This is a genomic window from Burkholderia sp. Ac-20344 (assembly GCF_017104975.1).
Taxonomy (GTDB): Bacteria; Pseudomonadota; Gammaproteobacteria; order Burkholderiales; family Burkholderiaceae; genus Burkholderia.
In genome coordinates this window covers 1-18309 of record NZ_JAAGPP010000161.1, presented here as the reverse complement: position 1 = coordinate 18309, position 18309 = coordinate 1, and the positions used below count along the sequence as shown (strand labels likewise).

The window sequence follows — 18309 nt, the reverse complement described above, 5'->3', positions numbered from 1 at the left end:
CATTCGCGCAACCGGCCGCCCCCGCGGCGGCTTCCGGCCCGGCGGCCGCACCCGCGGCCCAATCCGCCGACGCGGCCCTGATCAAGCGCGGCGAATACCTCGCGCGGGCAGGCGACTGCATCGCGTGCCACACCGCGAGCGGCGGCAAGCCGTTCGCGGGCGGGCTGAAATTCGACACGCCGATCGGCGGGATCTACTCGACGAACATCACGCCGGACCCGAAAACGGGCCTGGGCGGCTGGACGGTCGAGGACTTCACGCGCGCGGTGCGCGAGGGCGTGCGCAAGAACGGCGACACGATGTATCCGGCCATGCCGTTCCCGTCCTACGCGCGCCTGACCGACGACGACATGAAGGCGCTGTACGCGTACTTCATGCACGGCGTCGCGCCGGTCGAGCACGAGAACCGCGCGGTCGACATCGTGTGGCCGCTGTCGATGCGCTGGCCGCTCGGGATCTGGCGCAAGATGTTCGCGCCCACACCGAAGCCGTTCGACGCAGCGTCGTACACCGATCCGGTGGTCGCGCGCGGCGCGTATCTCGTGCAGGGTCTCGGCCACTGCGGTGCGTGCCATACGCCGCGCGCGCCGACGATGCAGGAGCGCGGGCTGACCGACGCGGACGGCCCGGACTTCCTGGCCGGCGGCGCGGCGATCGACGGCTGGGTGCCGACGAGCCTGCGCGGCGAGCCGCGCACGGGCCTCGGCACGTGGAACGAAACCGAGATCGTGCAGTTCCTGAAGACGGGCCGCACGCTGCGCACGGCCGCGTTCGGCGGGATGACGGACGTGGTCGGCCACAGCATGCAGCACATGACCGACGACGACCTGAATGCGATCGCGCGCTACCTGAAGACACTGCCGCCGCGCGTGCAGGGCGAGCAGCCGCACGTGTACGACGCGGCCGCCGCGAAGGCCCTGCAGACCGGCGACGCGAGCAAGCCGGGCGCGGCCGTCTATCGCGACAACTGCATGGCCTGCCACCGCAGCGACGGCCACGGCTACACGCGCGTGTTCCCGGCGCTCGCCGGCAACCCGGTCGTGCAGGGCGACGATCCGACTTCGCTGATCCACGTCGTGCTGGAAGGCAGTGCGCTGCAGGGCACGCGCACCGCGCCGTCGACCTTCATGATGCCGCCGTTCGGCTGGCGCCTGTCGGACCAGGAAGTCGCGGACGTGTCCAACTTCGTCCGCACGAGCTGGGGCAACACGGGCGCGCCGGTGACGGCCGCGCAGGTCGCGAAGGTGCGCAAGAGCGTGCCGTCGACGCGGCCCGAACCGCCGCCGGGCGCGCGATTCCCGCAAGCGTCGCGCTGACGGGGCAGCGGGGCGCCGGCCCCGCCTGTCCAATGTCCTCCAAGGCGCCGCCGCACCCGCGCGGCGCCTTTTGCTTCGCCGGGGTTGCACCCCGCAAAGGCGCGCCACCGCGTGAAATTTTCGCGGTGGCGCGCCATTTTTCCGCCTCATCCCTTATCCTTTCGTTCTTGAACCTTACTAAATAGTTACAAGAACTCGGGAGGGGGGATGCCTCATGATGTCAGCCTGATTGCGTTGCTCGCGGCCGGTTTCGGTCTCGCGATGGTCTTCGGTTACTTCGCGTCGCTGCTGAAAATGCCGCCGCTCGTCGGCTACCTGCTTGCGGGGATCGTGATCGGCCCCGGTACACCCGGCTTCGTCGGCGACCTGTCGCTCGCGCAGCAGCTCGCCGAAGTCGGCGTGATGCTGCTGATGTTCGGCGTCGGCCTGCATTTCTCGCTCGGCGATCTGCTCGCGGTGCGCAAGATCGCGCTGCCGGGCGCAATCGTCCAGATTACGGTGGCCACGCTGCTCGGCGGCGGGCTCGCGCTCACCTGGGGCTGGAACGTCGGTGCGGCGCTCGTGTTCGGGCTCGCGCTGTCGGTCGCGAGCACGGTCGTGCTGATGCGCGCGCTGGAAGGGCGCGGGCTCGTCGAGACGGTCAACGGGCGAATCGCGGTCGGCTGGCTCGTCGTCGAGGATCTCGTGATGGTGCTCGTGCTGGTGCTGCTGCCGCCCGTCGCGGGGCTGCTCGGCGGCACGCCGCCCGGCGACGCGCACGCAGCCGGCGGCAGCGTGTGGGGCACGCTCGGTGTCACGATGCTGAAGGTCGCGGCGTTCATCGCATTGATGCTGGTGGTCGGCAAGCGCGTGTTTCCGCGCATTCTGTGGCTCGTCGCGCGCACGGGCTCGCGCGAGCTGTTCACGCTGTGCATGATCGCGGCCGCGGTCGGCATCGCGTTCGGCGCGGCGAAGCTGTTCGACGTGTCGTTCGCGCTCGGCGCGTTCTTCGCCGGGATGATGATGCGCGAGTCGGAATTCAGCCGGCGCGCGGCCGACGAGACGCTGCCGCTGCGCGATGCGTTCTCGGTGCTGTTCTTCATTTCGGTCGGGATGCTGTTCGACCCGAAGATCCTGCTCGCGGAGCCGCTGCACGTGATCGAGGTCGCGGCGATCGTGGTGATCGGCAAGACGCTCGCGGCGGTCGCGCTCGTGATCGCGTTCCGCTATCCGCTGAACACCGCGCTGACGGTCGGCGCGGGCCTCGCGCAGATCGGCGAATTCTCGTTCATCCTCGCGGGGCTCGGCCGCGCGCTCGGGCTGCTGTCGGCCGAGGGGCAGAGCCTGATTCTGGCGGTCGCGCTGATCTCGATCGCGATGAACACACTGCTGTTCACGATGATCGATCCGGCGCTCGCGTGGATCCGCAAGCATTCGGCGTTCGCGCGCAAGCTCGAGGCCCGCGACGATCCGCTCGCTGCGCTGCCGATGTCGACGCCGCAGACGCACCTGACCGGGCAGGTCGTGATCGTCGGCTACGGCAAGGTCGGCACGCGGATCGCGCATGCACTGGACGAGCGCGGCATCGCGTATGTCGTCGTCGAGCAGAACCGCGAGCTCGTCGAGAAGCTGCGCGAGGACGGCATCGCGGCCGTGTCGGGCGATGCGATCGAGCCGATCGTGCTCGTGCAGGCCCATATCGCCCGCGCCGGGATGCTGGTCGTCACGCTGCCCGACGTGTTCGACGTGCGGCAGATCGTCGAGATCTCGCGCACGCTGAACCCGGCGCTCGAGGTCGTGCTGTGCACGAACAGCGGCGACGAGGCCGCGCTGCTGTCGAACGAGGGCATCGGCACCGTGTTCATGGGCGAGACCGAACTCGCACGCGGGATGACCGAGCATGTGCTCGGCAGGATGGCGAAGCCGGTCGCGGCGGCTTCGCATTGACGGCGCGCGGCATCGCGCCGCGCACCGGGCAGGGCGCGGCGGCCCGGGCGGCCGCCGGCCTGGCATCTATCTTCACGCTCAGGAGAACGTCTCGAGCGTCGGTTCCTGCGCCATCACGCGGTTGCCGGCCAGCAGGCCGCCGTCCACCGGTAGCGCGACGCTCGCGGTGGCCAGCACGCGCATCTTCCAGTGGAATCGCATGCGTCTCTCCCCGTCGTGATAGACGGGCGCCGCAGGCAAGGCCGCCTGCAGCGCGCAAAAATTGTCGGAGGACGCGACCGGAACGCTCAAATAATGCGTGGCGTTCCTGGCGCGTGGGATAAGGCGGGGCGATGAGGGAGCCGGCGACTCGCATGCGGCGTCGCCCGCGCGGGTTCTTCAGCTTGCGGCGGCAGTCTTCGTCGGCGCGGCCGTGCCGGATTGCGCGGCCGTCTTGAGCGGTGTCGGCGGCTTCTGCGACGCAGCCGTTCTGGCCGGGGCCGCCGTCTTAGGCCCCGCCACCGTCTTCTGCGGTGCGGCCGCCTTCGCCGGCGCATTCTTGTCCGGTTCGACCGGCGCGTCGGGCGGCACGCCGAGCAACTGCAGCGAGCCGCTCGTGACCGACGCGAACACCGGGCCGGCCACCGTGCCGCCGTAGTAGCCCTTGCCGCGCGGTTCGTCGATCATCACCGCGACGATCAGGCGCGGGTTGCTCATCGGCGCCATCCCTGCGAACAGTGCGCGGTACTTGCCCTTCGCATAGGTCGCGCCGATCTGCTTGCGCGCGGTGCCCGTCTTGCCGCCGATCCGGTAACCGTCGACGCGCGCACGGCGCCCCGTGCCGCCTTCGCCGACCGCCATCTCGAGCATCGACCGGATCGACGCGGCCGTTTGCGGCGACGTCACGCGGTGGCCGCGATGCGCGTCGATCGTCTGCTGGTCGGTGCCGTTCTTCAGCAGCGACACCGGGTGCAGCGTGCCGTCGCCCGCATAGGCCGTGTAGGTCTGCGCGATCTGCAGCAGCGACATCGACAGGCCGTAGCCGTACGCCATCGTCGCCTGCTCGATCGGTCGCCAGCGCTTGTAGCCGCGCAGCCGGCCCGACGCGACGCCCGGGAACGTCAGTTCCGGCGCGCGGCCGATTCCGTATTCCTGGTACTTGTTCCAGATCGTTTCGGCGGGCAGGTTCAGCGCGAGCTTCGCGAGCGCGACGTTGCTCGACTTCTGCAGCGCCTGCGATACCGTCAGCGAGCCGTGATTGGACGTGTCGTGGATCACGGCCGGGCCGATCTTGTAGGTGCCCGGCGACGTGTTGATGATCGTGTTCGGCGTGACCTTGCGCTCGTCGATCGACAGCGCGACGACGAGCGGCTTGATCGTCGAACCCGGTTCGAAGGTGTCGATCACCGCACGGTTGCGCAGCTGCTGGCCGGTGAGGCGTGCACGGTCGTTCGGGTCGAAGGTCGGGTAGTTCGCCAGCGCGAGGATCTCGCCGTTCTGCGCGTCGAGCACCACGACGCTGCCGGCCACCGCGTTGTTCTCGACCACGGCCGCCTTGAGCTGGCTGAACGCGAGCTGCTGGATGCGGCGGTCGATCGTCAGCTCGATCGTCGCGCCGTGCTGCGCCGGAACGAGCGGGCGCGTGTCTGACACGATGCGGCCGAGCCGGTCGCGGATCACCTCGCGCTGCCCGGACGTGCCCGACAGGCGTGCATTCGCCGCGAGCTCGACGCCTTCCTGGCCCCTGTCCTCGACGTTCGTGAAGCCGACCACGTGCGCGGCCGATTCGCCTTCCGGGTAGAAGCGCTTCGAATCGGCGATCTGCGTGATGCCGTCGATCGCGAGCTTGTCGAGCCTGCCCGCGGTGTCCGCGTCGACCTGCCGCTTGAGCAGCACGAACGTCTTGTCATTGCCGAGGCGCCGCTTGACCTCGACGAGCGGCATGTCGAGCAGCTTCGAAATTTGCGGGTAATCGGTGTCGGAGACCTGTTTCGGGTTCGCCCAGATTTCATAGGTCGACAGGCTGACTGCGAGCATCGCGCCGTTGCGGTCGACGATGCGCCCGCGCATCGCGTCGAGTTCGATCGTGCGCTGGTAGCGTTTCTGGCCCTGGCCGACGTAGAACGCCTTGTTCGCGACCTGCACCCAGAAGGCGCGGCCGATCAGCGCGGCGAACGCGAGGAACACGAGGATCACGAGCAGCTTCGAGCGCCACATCGGCAGGCGCGACGCGAGCATCGGGTTCTTGGTCGCGGCCGCATACGGATCGGCGGGGTGGGTCTTCTTTTTCACGCTCATGCAATGGCCGGGTCGGGCCGCCGAAGGGCGGCTGGTCAGTCTGAATAATGCGATTGTAATAAATGAGTAAACGCCGTGTGGGGAAAGTATGTTCCGGCCCCGTGAAAAAGCAGGCATTGGCCGTCCGACATAGGGCGGAAAGGGAAGGAAAGGCAGGGCGGGAGCGGAACTTCACTGACGCGCAGGCGATGAACGGCGAGCGCGCCGCCGAGTGTCGATCCGGAATCGCGATCCTGGTTACGGCCGATACCGACCGACCACGGTATGCGATCAATTGCCCGGTTTGCGATTATTTCTTTAAACTGGAAAATGAAAAGCGCCCCGAAATGGGGCGCCGTTAATGCTGAATATCGAAATGAATATCGCTGAAACCGGAATAAACCCGAAAACCGCAGACGAATTACATCGATAATTTCTATCGGGCGACGGAAATGAATTCCCGGTATTCCGGCTCGGTCGTGCAGCGATCGACGGCCTGCAGCCGCCACGCGCCGGGATGATTGCCGGCGAGCACCGCGGGACCCTGTTCGCGTTGCGTCGCATCGAACGACAGACCCTTCAACTGGCACACGGCATTCCCGCCGTCGGCCGCACAGAGCGCCATTGCGCCCTCGACATCGCGGACCTTGCCCCAGGTCGGAAGATCCATGCCCTGATGTGCCTCGCGCGACCACAGCCCCTCGTCGGTATCGACCCACAGCACCGCGAAGGAATTCCGAGTTGCCGATTCGCTGCCATTAATACGAATGGTGAGGCGCATTGTGATCGTCTCCTGAAAAAATGACACATTCGACCGTTTTGACTTGAACAGTCTAGATAGACTGGTGTGAAACGCAAGTGATAAAGCGCAATAAATCCGTATTGAGTTCATTGCAGTTTCAGATGGAACGACGTCAGACGATTAATGGTTATTCCGGCGGCGTGCGCGCAAACGCACGCGCACCGGCGATCGCCGTGCCGATGGGTGCCGGGTCGATATTCGAGACATGGGATGACATGGCCGCGAGGCGCGTCGATCTGTCGCGTCCGACCAGCCGCGGAAACCCGGCCGACCCAGGCAGCACCGCACCGCCGGAAGGCCGCCCGACCGGATGCGGCGGCGTTTTGACGGCGCGCCCGGTACGACAGACTCCGACAATCGCACACAAATCGGCACACTTTCACGAAACTTTCGGGACAGACTTGCCTGCGGTCGGGCCCCACACTGGGATCTTCCCGATCCAGTGCCGCGGACGCCCGCCCTCGGCGGTTGCCGCCGCCTCGTGCCAGAGACGCGATCGACGCGATCGCGGGCCGCACGCCCGATCGGGACTGCCGGGGCGCGCGTCAGGCCCCGGCCCGGCCGGTGAGCCGTGCGCAGCCCGCAACCGCGGGCGTCGCGCCGCCCGGCCGACTCTTCGAAGGAGACTATCGTGCTGATCTGGAAAACCGCGTTGTCGCTCAACTGGCGGACGAGCCTCGTGTCGCCGGCCAGCGCACCGGTCGCGGCGGCGAACGTCGGGCGGCTGGTGCTGACCGGCGCAACCGGCTTCATCGGCAGTACCGTACTGACGGCGCTCGTCAATGCGGGGCTGCTCGACCGCATCGTCTGCGTCGTGCGCGCGCAGGATCGCGGCCACGCCGTCGCGCGGCTGCGCGAAGCGGCGCTGCGCGCGGGGCTGGCGCCGTACTGGGCGTCGCGCCTGACCGATGCGAACGTGATCGTCGGTGCGCTCGGTGACGTGTGGCAGGGCGCCGACGCGCCGCGCCTTGCCGCCGCGACGCACGTGATTCACTGCGCAGGTCATGCGTCGCCGGCCGACGGCGCGCATCTGCGGGCCGACATCGCCGATGCGGTGCGCTTCGCCGAACGCTTCGCACGGGCGCCGCGCCTGCAGCGCTTCGTATATGTCGGCACGGCCTACGCGCATGCGGGCCGCGGCGGGATCGTGCAGGAAGAGGCCGCGGGCGACGCGGCGAACGACGTCGCGCGCGACGAAGAAGGTCTGCCGGGCGCGGTGCTCGCGGCGGACTACCTGCACGCGAAGGCGGAGACCGAGCAGCGCCTGCGCGCGCTCGGGTTGCCGCTCGCCGTGGTGCGGCCGTCGCATGTGGTCGGCCACACGGTGCTCGGGACGCGGCCCGCGCCGAATTCGTTCTGGATGTTCCGGCTGGCGCATGCCGCGCGCCGCTTCACCGCGCGACCGATGACGCGCATCGACATCGTGTCGGTGGACGACGTGGCGCGCGCGACGATGCTGCTGGCCGTCAAGCCGACGCTCGCGCACGACCTGTATCACGTGTCGGCCGGCGACGAGGCGCCGCAGGTCGCGCAGATCGTGCGTGCGATGGACGAGGCGGCCGGGATGACGGGCGCGCCGCGCTACGCGGCGTGTGCGCCGGCCGAGTTGCCGCTCGTGGTGCGCGATGTGCTCGGGCGGACCGATCCGGCACTCGAGCGCGTGATCGGCCGGGCGCTGCAGCGCTGCGGGGAGTTCGCGACGGTCGATCGCGTGTTCGACAACCGCCGCGTGCGCGACGAAATCGAATTCGAGCCGTTGCCGTTCATCGATTACGTCGAGGAATGCATGCGCACGTCGCGCGGCGTTGCCGTGACCGAGCTGATGCGCGGCGCGGTGCACTGATCGCCCGCGCCGCACCGGTGCCCGTTCCCGCGGCTGGCGGGAACGGGCACCGTCATCACGTGTTGCCGCCGAGCTCGATGAGCCGGTCGAGCGCGCGATAGATGTCTTCGAGGCCGTCCTGGCCGAACCGCGACTCGAGCTGCCGATATTGCTCGTCGATCCGCGGACCGATTTCCGTGACCAGTTTCCGGCTTTGCGGCGTCAGGCTGACCAGCAGCCGGCGCTGATCTTCCTGCGCGCGCGTGCGCGTGATCAGGCCGTCGCGCTCCATCCGTTCCAGCACGCCCGTGAGGCTCGGGCTCAGGATGCAGCAGCGTCGTGCGATCTGTCCCGCTTCTAGCGCGTGCGCCGGTTCGCCGTCGAGCACGCGGATGATCCGCCATTGCTGTTCGGTCAGCGCGAATTCCTTGAGAATGGGGCGAAACAGGCCCATCAGCGTTTCGCGGGCCTCGAGCAGCAGCATGGCCAGATTGCGATGGTCGAGCGTACGGTTCATCGGGGTGGGCAGTGGACGGGGACGCATCAATCTTAACAGCCGCAGGTAGTGAATTTCGCATATCAGGGTAATCGAGGTTGCCAGCGCCCGATTGTTTACTTAAGATATTAACTATTGACGATGCGCCGCGACGCGCGGCAGGGGAATGACGCATGGAGCTGTCTTGCACGACCGCCGCGGCGCCGCCGTTGCCGGTCGCCATCGGTACCGTCTACGGGGCGCTGCTCAACGAGCGTGCGGCGCTCGACGCGCTTGGCGATGCCGTGAACGCACCGCCTTACGGCCGCCCGCCGCAGGCGCCGATCCTGTACATCAAGCCCGCCAACACGCATGCGGCCGACGGCGCGGCCGTCGTCGTGCCGGCCGGCGTCGATTCGCTGGAGATCGGCGCGTCGGTGGCCGTGGTGTTTTCGCGCCGCGCGACCCGCGTGCCGGCCGAACGGGCGCTCGACTACGTGCACGGCTTCACGCTCGCGAGCGACGTGTCGGTGCCGCATCCCGATTACTACCGTCCGGCCGTGCGCTTCAAGTGCCGAGACGGCTTCTGCCCGCTGGGCCCGGCCATCGTGCCGGCCGCCGCGCTGGGCGATGTCGACGCGATCGGCCTGACCGTGCGGATCGACGGCGAGGTGGCCGTGTCCGCGTCGACGGCCACGCTGATTCGCCCGGTGCGTGAGCTGATCGCCGGCGTGACGGCCTTCATGTCGTTCGACGCGGGCGACGTGCTGTTGCTCGGCGTCGCGGGCGGCGCACCGCGCGCCCGCGCGGGCAGCACGATCGAGATCGCCGCCGACGGCCTCGGCACGTTGCGGCACACGCTGATTGCGGAGCAAGCACGATGAAGACGGCGCGCGTGATCTACAACGGTGCACTGCATGCGGCCGAACCGGCCGGCGACGGCACGATCCGCCTCGATACGGGGCGCGTCGTTGCCGAGGACGTGGTTGCATGGCTGCCGCCCGTCGCGCCGCGCACGACGTTCGCGCTCGGCCTCAACTACGCCGACCACGCGAAGGAACTCGCGTTCAAGGCGCCGAGCGAGCCGCTCATTTTTCTGAAGGGGCCGAACACGTTCATCGGCCACCGGTCGCTCACCGTGCGCCCGGCGGATGCCACCCACATGCATTACGAGTGCGAGCTGGCCGTCGTGATCGGCCGGCCCGCGCGCAACGTGAGCCGCGCGCAGGCGCTCGACTACGTGGCCGGCTATACGGTCGCGAACGACTACGCGATCCGCGACTATCTCGAGAACTACTACCGTCCGAACCTGCGCGTGAAGAACCGCGACACCTGCACGCCGCTCGGGCCGTGGTTCGTCAGCCGCGACGAGATCGGCGATGCGGGCGACCTGACGCTGCGCACGACGGTGAACGGCCAGGAGACGCAGCGCGGCAGCACGCGCGACATGATCTTCGACGTACCGGCGTTGATCGAGCACATCAGCGGCTTCATGACGCTCTCGCCGGGCGACCTGATCCTGACCGGCACGCCCGAGGGGCTGGCCGATACGAAGCCGGGCGACGAGGTCGTGACCGAGATCGAAGGGATTGGCCGGCTCGTGAACACGATCGTCGGCGAAGCAGACTACTATCGCGCCGGCTGAGCCCGTCGCCCAAGGAGAGAGCATGACCATCAAGCACTGGATCGGCGGCCGCGAAGTGGAGAGCCGCGAGACCTTCACGACGCTGAATCCCGCGACGGGCGATGTCATCACCGACGTCGCATCGGGCGGCGAGGCCGAAGTCGACGCGGCCGTGCGCGCCGCGAAGGACGCCTTCCCGAAATGGGCGAACACACCCGCCAAGGAGCGAGCGAAGCTGATGCGCAAGCTCGGCGAGCTGATCGAGAAGAACGTGCCGATGCTCGCGGCACTGGAGACGCAGGACACCGGCCTGCCGATCGCGCAGACGAGCAAGCAGCTGATTCCGCGCGCGTCCGAGAATTTCAACTTTTTCGCGGAAGTGTGCGTGCAGATGAACGGCCGCACTTATCCGGTCGACGACCAGATGCTGAACTACACGCTGTACCAGCCGGTCGGCGTGTGCGCGCTGGTGTCGCCGTGGAACGTGCCGTTCATGACGGCGACGTGGAAGACGGCGCCGTGCCTCGCGCTCGGCAACACGGCCGTGCTGAAGATGTCGGAGCTGTCGCCGCTGACGGCCGACCAGCTTGGCCGCCTCGCGCTCGAAGCCGGCATTCCGCCGGGCGTGCTGAACGTCGTGCAGGGCTATGGCGCGACGGCCGGCGATGCGCTGGTGCGCCATCCGGACGTGCGGGCGGTGTCGTTCACCGGTGGCACGGTGACCGGCAAGCGGATCATGGAACGCGCGGGCCTGAAGAAGTATTCGATGGAGCTCGGCGGCAAGTCGCCGGTGCTGATCTTCGACGATGCCGATTTCGACCGCGCGCTCGATGCGTCGCTGTTCACGATCTTCTCGATCAACGGCGAACGCTGCACGGCCGGCTCGCGGATCTTCGTGCAGCGCACGATCTACGACCGCTTCGTGCAGGAATTCGCGCGCCGCGCGAACAACCTGGTGGTCGGCGATCCGTCCGATCCGGCCACGAATCTCGGCGCGATGATCACGCGCCAGCACTGGGAGAAGGTAACGGGCTATATCCGCATTGGCGAGCAGGAAGGCGCGCGCGTGGTCGCGGGCGGCGCGGACAAGCCGGCCGGCTTGCCCGACCATCTGCGCAACGGCAACTTCGTGCGGCCGACCGTGTTGGCCGACGTCGACAACCGGATGCGCGTCGCGCAGGAAGAGATCTTCGGGCCGGTCGCGTGCCTGATCCCGTTCGAGGACGAGGAAGAAGGGCTGCGGCTCGCGAACGATACCGCCTACGGGCTCGCGTCGTACATCTGGACCCAGGACGTCGGCAAGGTGCATCGTCTCGCGCGCGGTATCGAGGCCGGGATGGTGTTCGTGAACAGCCAGAACGTGCGCGACCTGCGCCAGCCGTTCGGCGGCGTGAAGGAGTCGGGCACCGGACGCGAGGGCGGCGAGTACAGCTTCGAGGTGTTCGCCGAAATCAAGAACGTGTGCATCTCGATGGGTTCGCATCACATTCCCCGCTGGGGCGTGTAACGGCGCGGGTCGTTGCTGCGCCGCAAGAACGAACGATACGGAGACTCAACGATGGGCAAACTGTCCCTCGCCGCGAAAATCACGCACGTGCCGTCGATGTACCTGTCGGAAATGCCCGGCAGGCATCACGGCTGCCGCGAGGCGGCGATCCGCGGCCATCAACTGATCGGCGAGCGCTGCCGCGCGCTCGGCGTCGACACGATCGTCGTGTCGGACGTGCACTGGCTCGTGAACGCCGGCTATCACGTGAACTGCAATGCGAAGTTCGCGGGCACGTACACGAGCAACGAGCTGCCGCACTTCATCCGCGACATGCAGTACGCGTATCCGGGCAATCCGGCGCTCGGCCGGCTGATCGCCGAAACGGCGACGGCGCGCGGGATCGCGACGCGCGCGCACGAGATCGACAGCCTCGAACTCGAATACGGCACGCTCGTGCCGATGCGCTACATGAACGCCGACCAGCACTTCAAGGTCGTGTCGATCGCCGGCTGGTGCATGTGGCATCAGCTCGACGAAAGCCGGCGCTTCGGCGAGGCGCTGCTCGAAGCGATCGAGAAGAGCGATTCGAACGTCGCGTTTCTCGCGAGCGGGTCGCTGTCGCACCGCTTCAACGACAACGGCAGCCCCGAGGAATCGATCCACCAGATCAGCCGCGAATTCTTCCGGCAGGTCGACCTGCGCGTGGTCGAGCTGTGGAAGCAGGGCGATTTCAAGACCTTCTGCGCGATGCTGCCCGAGTACAACACGCATTGCCACGGCGAAGGCGGGATGCACGACACGGCGATGCTGCTCGGCTTGCTCGGCTGGGATCGCTACGACAAACCCGTCGAGATCGTCACCGACTATTTCGCAAGTTCGGGAACCGGGCAGATCAATGCGATCTTTCCGTTGTCCTGAACGCTGCGCCACGCATTCGACAGGAGACCAGCCATGCCACATATCGTCGTCGAATACACCGCGAACATCCGCGACGACGCGCGCATTCCCACGCTGCTGCGCACGATCAACGCCACGCTGATCGCGCAGGGCGGCGTGTTCCCGACGGGCGGCATCCGCTCGCGTGCGCTTGAACTGCAGGACTACTGCGTGGCTGACGGAACCGGAGACGACGCGTTCGTCCACGTGACGCTCAAGATCGGCTCGGGCCGCACCGACGAGCAGAAAAAGGCCGCGTGCGACGCGCTGTTCGACGCGATCAAGGCGCATTTCGCGGAACTGTACGCGAAACGCTACCTCGCGCTGTCGATGGAACTGACCGAGTTCAGCGAAAGCGGCTCGTACAAGCACAACAACATCCACGCCCGCTACAAGCGGGCCGGCTGAACCCCATTCCCGATCCGACCATGCTCGAACCCGCCATCATCGACCAGCTCGCACAGCGTCTGCACGACGCCGAGCGCGAGCGCAAGCAGATCCGCCAGATCTCGCTCGACCATCCCGACATCACGATCGACGACGCGTATGCGATCCAGCGTACGTGGGTGGCCCTCAAGCTCGCGGAAGGCCGCACATTGAAGGGCCACAAGATCGGTCTCACGTCGAAGGCGATGCAGAACACGTCGCAGATCGACGAGCCCGACTACGGCGCGCTGCTCGACGACATGTTCTTCGCCGACGGCGGCACGATTCCCACCGGCCGCTTCATCGTGCCGCGCGTCGAGGTCGAGCTCGCGTTCGTGCTCGGCAAGCGGCTGACCGGCCCGGACTGCACGATCTTCGACGTGTACGACGCAGTCGACTACGTGGTGCCGGCGCTCGAGATCATCGACGCGCGCAGCCAGTCGATCGACCCCGACACGAAGCGGCCGCGCAAGGTGTTCGACACGATCGCGGACAACGCGGCGAACGCGGGCGTCGTGATCGGCGGCCGGCCCGTGAAGCCGCAGGACGTCGACCTGCGCTGGGTCGCGGCGATCATGTCGCGCAACGGCGTGGTCGAGGAAACGGGCGTCGCGGCCGGCGTACTGAACCATCCGGCGAACGGCGTCGCGTGGCTCGCGAACCGCCTGGCGCGCTTCGACGTCGCGCTGGAGCCGGGGCAGATCGTGCTCGGCGGTTCGTTCACGCGGCCGTGCGCGGCCCGGCCGGGCGACACGTTCAGCGTCGACTACGGCCCGCTCGGGACGATCCAGTGCTACTTCGAATGAGGTGAGCGAACGATGCGGATTCCTTCGAATGTCTTCAAGGCCGCGCTTGCGCGCGGGGACGCGCAGGTCGGGCTGTGGCTCGGGCTCGCGAATCCGTACAGCGCCGAAGTGGTCGCGGGCGCCGGATTCGACTGGCTGCTGATCGACGGCGAGCATGCGCCGAACACGGTGCCGACGATCCTCGCGCAACTGCAGGCGATCGCGCCTTATCCGTCGCATCCGGTCGTGCGCGTACCGTGGAACGACCCGGTGATCGTCAAGCAGGTGCTCGACCTTGGGGCGCAGACGTTGCTCGTGCCGATGGTGCAGAGCGCAGACGAGGCGCGCGCGGCGGTGGCGGCGACGCGTTATCCGCCGCACGGGATTCGCGGTGTCGGCAGTGCGCTGGCGCGTGCGTCGCGGTGGAATCGTGTTGGCGATTACCTGCATCGGGCGAACGACGAGATGGCCGTGCTCGTGCAGGTCGAGACGCGGGCGGGGCTCGATGCGATCGATGCGATTGCGCGGGTCGAAGGTGTCGACGGCGTGTTCATCGGGCCGGCGGATCTCGCGGCCGATCTCGGGCATCTCGGCAATCCGGGGCACCCGGACGTGCAGGCCGCGATCGACGGCGCGATCCGGACGATCAAGGCGGCCGGCAACGCGCCGGGCATTCTGAGCGCGGAGGAGGCGGCCGCGCGGCGCTATCTGGAAGCGGGGGCGTTGTTCGTCGCGGTCGGTGTGGATACGACGCTGCTGGCGAGAAGTGCGGAGCGGTTGGCGGGGCAGTTCAATGGGAAGGGGGGCGAGGCCGTGAAGAAGGGAGACGGGACGTATTGACGAATCGGGAGCGGCGGGCGGTTTCCGGCCGCCCTCCGCGGTGACGGCTTCATACCTGCCGATGCGTGACACCTATCTCTCGCGGTGCCGCCCATCCTCCAAATACCTCCCCGGCGTCGTCCCCAATGCCCGCCGGAACATGTCGATGAACGCGCTCACATTGTCGTACCCGAGATCGAGCGCGATCGTCGTCACCGGCACGCCGTCGGCAATGCTCTCCAGCGCCCGCAGCAGCCTTGCCTGCTGACGCCACTGCGCGAACGTCAGCCCCGTCTCCGCAACGAAGCGACGGCTCATCGTCCGCGCGCTGATGCCGGCCCATTCGGCCCATTCCTCCAGCCGCCGGTTGTCCGCGAGATCGGTGGCCAGCGCATCGGTGATCCGTACGAGCCGCGGATCCTGCGGCCGCACCAGCCCCAGCGCCTCGACCTCCGACGATGCGATTTCATCGAGGATCACGTCGGCGATCCGCGTCTGCGCGGCATCCAGTTCCGCATCCCCCCAGCTCGCCGCGCGCTGGACGGCTTCGCGCAGCAGCGGCGTCGTGCGGATCGCGCGCGGGGTATCCGGCAGCGCCGCGCAGCGCGCTTCGGCGATGAATGCCGACCAGCCGGAAATCGGCCCGAACGAGCGCAGCGAATGCCGGCAATGCGGCGGAATCCAGATCGCATGGATCGCCGGCACGACCCAGTCCTGGTCGTCGAGGCCGATCGTCAGCAGCCCGCTCAGCGCGCCCACGAGCTGCCCGCGCGCATGCGAGTGGGGTGGCGTCACGCGCGGGTCGCGTTGCGACAGGACGGCAGCGACGACGAACGGGCCGTCGTCGGACGTGACGAATCGGGCGGGCAGGAGTGGATCGGACATGGCCGGATATCGGTATCGAATGGCTGTTATACCGGAGATCGGCCGGATTGGCACGCCTACACTGCGTCCATCGATGACAACCGGAGTACGACACGATGCGAGCCGAACAGATGCTTCCCGACCATGCCGACCGGATCGAGACCGGCGGAACGACGATCCGCAAGGGCACCGTCGGCGCGTTCCTGGTCAACGCGCGGGTGCTGATCGACCCGAACGCTGCGCCGGCCGACCGGGCGCGCGCGGAAGCCGACACGATCGATGCATTGCCCGCGTTGCGCGCGCTTGGGCTGTTCGACGTGCTGGACGTACGCGATCCCGCGCTGCGCGCGTGGCTCGACGCACGCTGACGCGCGGCGGAACGGTCGATCGAGATCCCCGATTCAAGGAGTCGCCATGAAAGCAGCAGTCGTGACGGGCGCCGGCGAGCGCCCCGTCCATATGGAATTCGAAGCACCGCGTGCGATGCCGGGCCACCGCCTGATCGACGTGACGGCATCCGCGTTGAGCCGGATCGCGCAGGCGCGTGCGTCCGGTACGCATTACTCGTCGGACGGGCGTTATCCGTTCGTTGTCGGCGTCGACGGCGTGGGCCGCTTCGACGACGGGCAGCGCGTCTATTTCTTCGGCGCACCCGCACCGTTCGGTGCGATGGCCGAGCGCACGGTCGTGCCCGATACGCGGTGCGTGCCGCTGCCCGACGCGATCGACGACGTCACGGCCGCGGCGATCGCGATTCCCGGGATGTCGTCGTGGGCCGCGCTGACCGAGCGGGCGCGGCTCGTGGCGGGCGAGACGGTGCTCGTCAATGGCGCGACGGGGACGTCGGGGCGGCTGGCGGTGCGGATCGCGAAGCATCTCGGCGCCGCGAAGGTGATCGCGACCGGCCGCAACGCGGCCGCGCTGCAGGCATTGCTCGGCGCGGGCGCGGATGCCGTCGTGTCGCTGCAGCAGGACGACGCGCATCTGGCGCGTGCGCTCGAGCCGCATTTCCGCGCGGGCGTGGACGTCGTGCTCGACTATCTGTGGGGAAGCAGCGCACAGACGCTGCTGGTTGCCGCCGCGAAGGCAACGCCCGATGGCCGCCGGCTGCGTTTCGTGCAGATCGGCTCGATCGGCGGTGCGGACGTGCTGTTGCCCGGCGCGGTGCTGCGGGCGACGGCGATCGAGCTGATGGGCAGCGGTCTTGGCAGTGTGTCGTTGCCACGCCTGCTGGCTTCGGTACGTGGCGTATTCGAGGCAGCCGGCCCGGCGGGCCTGACGATCGATACGCGGACTGTGCCGCTGGCGGAAGTCGACGTGCATTGGAACGACACGAGCAGCCTCGTGCGGCCAGTGTTCACCATGCGCGAAAGCGGATGACGAAGGGGCGGCGCGCTACCGGGCCGCGGGCACGACAGGCGCCGTTTATGCACGGGGGCTCGTCGGCGGGGCGAACGGCTTCGTGCAAAAGCCACGGGCAGGGTGGGCAGCCGCGAGCCGGCGACGCGGCGCGCAACGCGCGCGCCGCCGCCTGCCGTCAGGTTCAGAACCGCTGCTGAATCCCGGCCGTCACCCCGACCTGCGTGGTGCCGTAGCCGTTGACATCGCGCGACACGCCGACCTTCTGCCCGTGCTGCCCGATCGCAAACGCGCCGGCCGCATACAGCACCGTGCGTTTCGACAGCGCGTAGTTCGCGCGCATCGACACGAGCGTCGGGTCGGCATCCGTGCCGCCCTTGATGTTCTGGTGATAGACGGCCGCGATCAGCGAGAAGGCCGGCGTGAACTGGTACGAGCCGCCGACCCAAACCATGTCGCTCAACTGGTTCGCGGCGTTCGTGCGATACGTGCGCTTGTAGTTGCGGTAGCCGGCCATCGTCTTCAGGTTGCCGAAGTCGTAGCTCAGGCCCGCATGAATCCCCTGGATGTAGTTGACCGGATCGGCCGGCGTCACGCTGTCGGCTGCGCCGTTCTGACGGTCGAACGCGACCACTGCCGCGAACGGTCCGCCCTCGTAGCCGATCGCCGCGTCGTACTTCGAGCTGGTCTTCACGCTGCCCGGCACGTTGCCGAAGCCGTACATCGCGCCGAACTTGAAGCCGCTGAATTCGCCGTCGTAGCGCACCGCGTTCGACGAACGCGTGAACATGCCGTCCTTGCGGCCGCCGGTGGCCATCGACGACGTCGCCCACGAATAGTTCTGCGCATACCCCATCGGGTCGAACGGCAGCATGTAGTCGTAGGTGACGGTGAAGTTGCGGCCGAGCGAGATCTCGCCCCACTTGCCCTTCAGGCCGACCGTCGCACGGCGCCCGAAGATCGCGTCGGGGCCGTCGTCGGACGCGCCGTTCGCGAGATCGATCCCGCTTTCGAGGCGGAAGATCGCCTTCAGCCCGCCGCCGAGATCCTCGACGCCGCGCAAGCCCCAGCGCGACGTGTTCTTGTTACCGGACTTGAGCTTGTACGAATTGCCGCCTTCCGGCGCCGCGTGGTTGGCGAACTCGATGCCGGCATCCATGATCCCGTACATCGTGACCGACGACTGCGCGTGCGCGGCGCCTGCCGCGAGGCCGGCGACGGCGGCCGATCCGGTCAGGACGGCGGCGCGAAGGGAACGTTCTGCGCGTGACTTCATTGACGGTGTCTCCTTATATCTTCAATTTGCTTCAAACTTCAGTTGTAGTCCGCCGTCAGGCGGGCTGCTTTACCGGTTGGCGGCCGTGGTACAGCTTGTGTCTCCTGCGAGCCATCAAGCTCGAACACCAGCTC

At 67.9% G+C, this 18309-nt stretch carries 19 protein-coding genes; 13 read left to right on the top strand and 6 right to left on the bottom strand.

From position 1 onward, the window contains the following. Both G3N64_RS33315 and G3N64_RS33310 read left to right on the top strand, forming a co-directional pair. The coding region (locus G3N64_RS33315; RefSeq protein WP_205787958.1) for a cytochrome c at positions 1-1316 on the top strand (1316 nt) is incomplete at its 5' end. Between the two features lie 207 nt (positions 1317-1523). After that, a complete protein-coding gene (locus G3N64_RS33310) occupies positions 1524-3242 on the top strand; it encodes a cation:proton antiporter (protein WP_205787957.1) in 1719 nt (572 codons plus the stop codon). A gap of 78 nt (positions 3243-3320) precedes the next feature. Here G3N64_RS33310 and G3N64_RS40265 read toward each other — a convergent pair whose 3' ends face one another. Further along, positions 3321-3443: a hypothetical protein gene (locus G3N64_RS40265; RefSeq protein ID WP_277399150.1), complete on the bottom strand. Its 123-nt coding sequence runs from the start codon at positions 3441-3443 to the stop codon at positions 3321-3323. Positions 3444-3620: 177 nt separating this feature from the next. After that, the gene (locus G3N64_RS33305) at positions 3621-5519 is read right to left on the bottom strand and encodes a penicillin-binding protein 2 (RefSeq protein WP_205787956.1); all 1899 of its coding nucleotides are present in this window, start codon (positions 5517-5519) and stop codon (positions 3621-3623) included. A 101-nt stretch (positions 5520-5620) separates the two neighbouring features. On the opposite strand from G3N64_RS33305, the gene G3N64_RS33300 reads away from it, so the two are divergent. Then, the gene (locus tag G3N64_RS33300) at positions 5621-5860 is read left to right on the top strand and encodes a hypothetical protein (protein ID WP_205787955.1); all 240 of its coding nucleotides are present in this window, start codon (positions 5621-5623) and stop codon (positions 5858-5860) included. Positions 5861-5934: 74 nt separating this feature from the next. Here G3N64_RS33300 and G3N64_RS33295 read toward each other — a convergent pair whose 3' ends face one another. After that, positions 5935-6279, bottom strand: a complete 345-nt coding sequence (locus G3N64_RS33295; RefSeq protein ID WP_205787954.1) for a DUF3564 family protein — start codon at positions 6277-6279, stop codon at positions 5935-5937. A gap of 652 nt (positions 6280-6931) precedes the next feature. Here G3N64_RS33295 and G3N64_RS33290 point away from each other — a divergent pair. Then, on the top strand, positions 6932-8143 hold the full coding sequence (locus tag G3N64_RS33290; protein WP_205787953.1) for an SDR family oxidoreductase: 1212 nt from the start codon (positions 6932-6934) through the stop codon (positions 8141-8143). A gap of 55 nt (positions 8144-8198) precedes the next feature. On the opposite strand, the gene hpaR is transcribed toward G3N64_RS33290, so the two are convergent. Continuing rightward, the gene (gene hpaR, locus G3N64_RS33285; RefSeq protein ID WP_048245409.1) at positions 8199-8639 is read right to left on the bottom strand and encodes a homoprotocatechuate degradation operon regulator HpaR; all 441 of its coding nucleotides are present in this window, start codon (positions 8637-8639) and stop codon (positions 8199-8201) included. 152 nt (positions 8640-8791) lie between these two features. On the opposite strand from hpaR, the gene G3N64_RS33280 reads away from it, so the two are divergent. From G3N64_RS33280 to hpaI, 7 genes are read left to right on the top strand one after another with little or no spacing between them, the layout of a single operon-like run. Beyond that, positions 8792-9481, top strand: coding sequence for a fumarylacetoacetate hydrolase family protein (locus G3N64_RS33280; RefSeq protein WP_205787952.1), 690 nt, complete (start codon positions 8792-8794; stop codon positions 9479-9481). Continuing rightward, on the top strand, positions 9478-10242 hold the full coding sequence (locus G3N64_RS33275) for a fumarylacetoacetate hydrolase family protein (protein ID WP_205787951.1): 765 nt from the start codon (positions 9478-9480) through the stop codon (positions 10240-10242). The genes G3N64_RS33280 and G3N64_RS33275 overlap by 4 nt, the downstream gene beginning before the upstream one ends. A gap of 22 nt (positions 10243-10264) precedes the next feature. Beyond that, on the top strand, positions 10265-11728 hold the full coding sequence (gene hpaE / locus G3N64_RS33270; protein ID WP_205787950.1) for a 5-carboxymethyl-2-hydroxymuconate semialdehyde dehydrogenase: 1464 nt from the start codon (positions 10265-10267) through the stop codon (positions 11726-11728). 51 nt (positions 11729-11779) lie between these two features. Beyond that, complete coding sequence (gene hpaD / locus G3N64_RS33265) at positions 11780-12628, top strand: 3,4-dihydroxyphenylacetate 2,3-dioxygenase (protein WP_205787949.1); 849 nt, start codon at positions 11780-11782, stop codon at positions 12626-12628. Between the two features lie 33 nt (positions 12629-12661). Beyond that, positions 12662-13054, top strand: coding sequence for a 5-carboxymethyl-2-hydroxymuconate Delta-isomerase (locus G3N64_RS33260; RefSeq protein WP_205787948.1), 393 nt, complete (start codon positions 12662-12664; stop codon positions 13052-13054). A gap of 20 nt (positions 13055-13074) precedes the next feature. Next, positions 13075-13878 (top strand): 2-oxo-hept-4-ene-1,7-dioate hydratase, encoded by an 804-nt coding sequence (gene hpaH / locus G3N64_RS33255; protein WP_089427639.1) that lies wholly within the window; start codon positions 13075-13077, stop codon positions 13876-13878. 12 nt (positions 13879-13890) lie between these two features. Then, a complete protein-coding gene (gene hpaI / locus G3N64_RS33250) occupies positions 13891-14697 on the top strand; it encodes a 4-hydroxy-2-oxoheptanedioate aldolase (protein ID WP_205787947.1) in 807 nt (268 codons plus the stop codon). 72 nt (positions 14698-14769) lie between these two features. Here the strand turns inward: hpaI and G3N64_RS33245 are convergent, their stop codons facing one another. Beyond that, positions 14770-15561, bottom strand: a complete 792-nt coding sequence (locus G3N64_RS33245) for a helix-turn-helix transcriptional regulator (RefSeq protein ID WP_205787946.1) — start codon at positions 15559-15561, stop codon at positions 14770-14772. Between the two features lie 95 nt (positions 15562-15656). Here G3N64_RS33245 and G3N64_RS33240 point away from each other — a divergent pair, with 95 nt between their 5' ends. Together G3N64_RS33240 and G3N64_RS33235 are read left to right on the top strand one after the other, a co-directional pair. Beyond that, positions 15657-15908, top strand: coding sequence for a hypothetical protein (locus tag G3N64_RS33240; RefSeq protein WP_205787945.1), 252 nt, complete (start codon positions 15657-15659; stop codon positions 15906-15908). Between the two features lie 46 nt (positions 15909-15954). Continuing rightward, entirely contained in the window at positions 15955-16920 is a 966-nt protein-coding gene (locus G3N64_RS33235) for a zinc-binding alcohol dehydrogenase family protein (RefSeq protein WP_205787944.1), read from the top strand. 163 nt (positions 16921-17083) lie between these two features. Here G3N64_RS33235 and G3N64_RS33230 read toward each other — a convergent pair whose 3' ends face one another. Beyond that, positions 17084-18175 (bottom strand): porin, encoded by a 1092-nt coding sequence (locus tag G3N64_RS33230; RefSeq protein WP_205787943.1) that lies wholly within the window; start codon positions 18173-18175, stop codon positions 17084-17086. Positions 18176-18309: the final 134 nt, after the last annotated feature.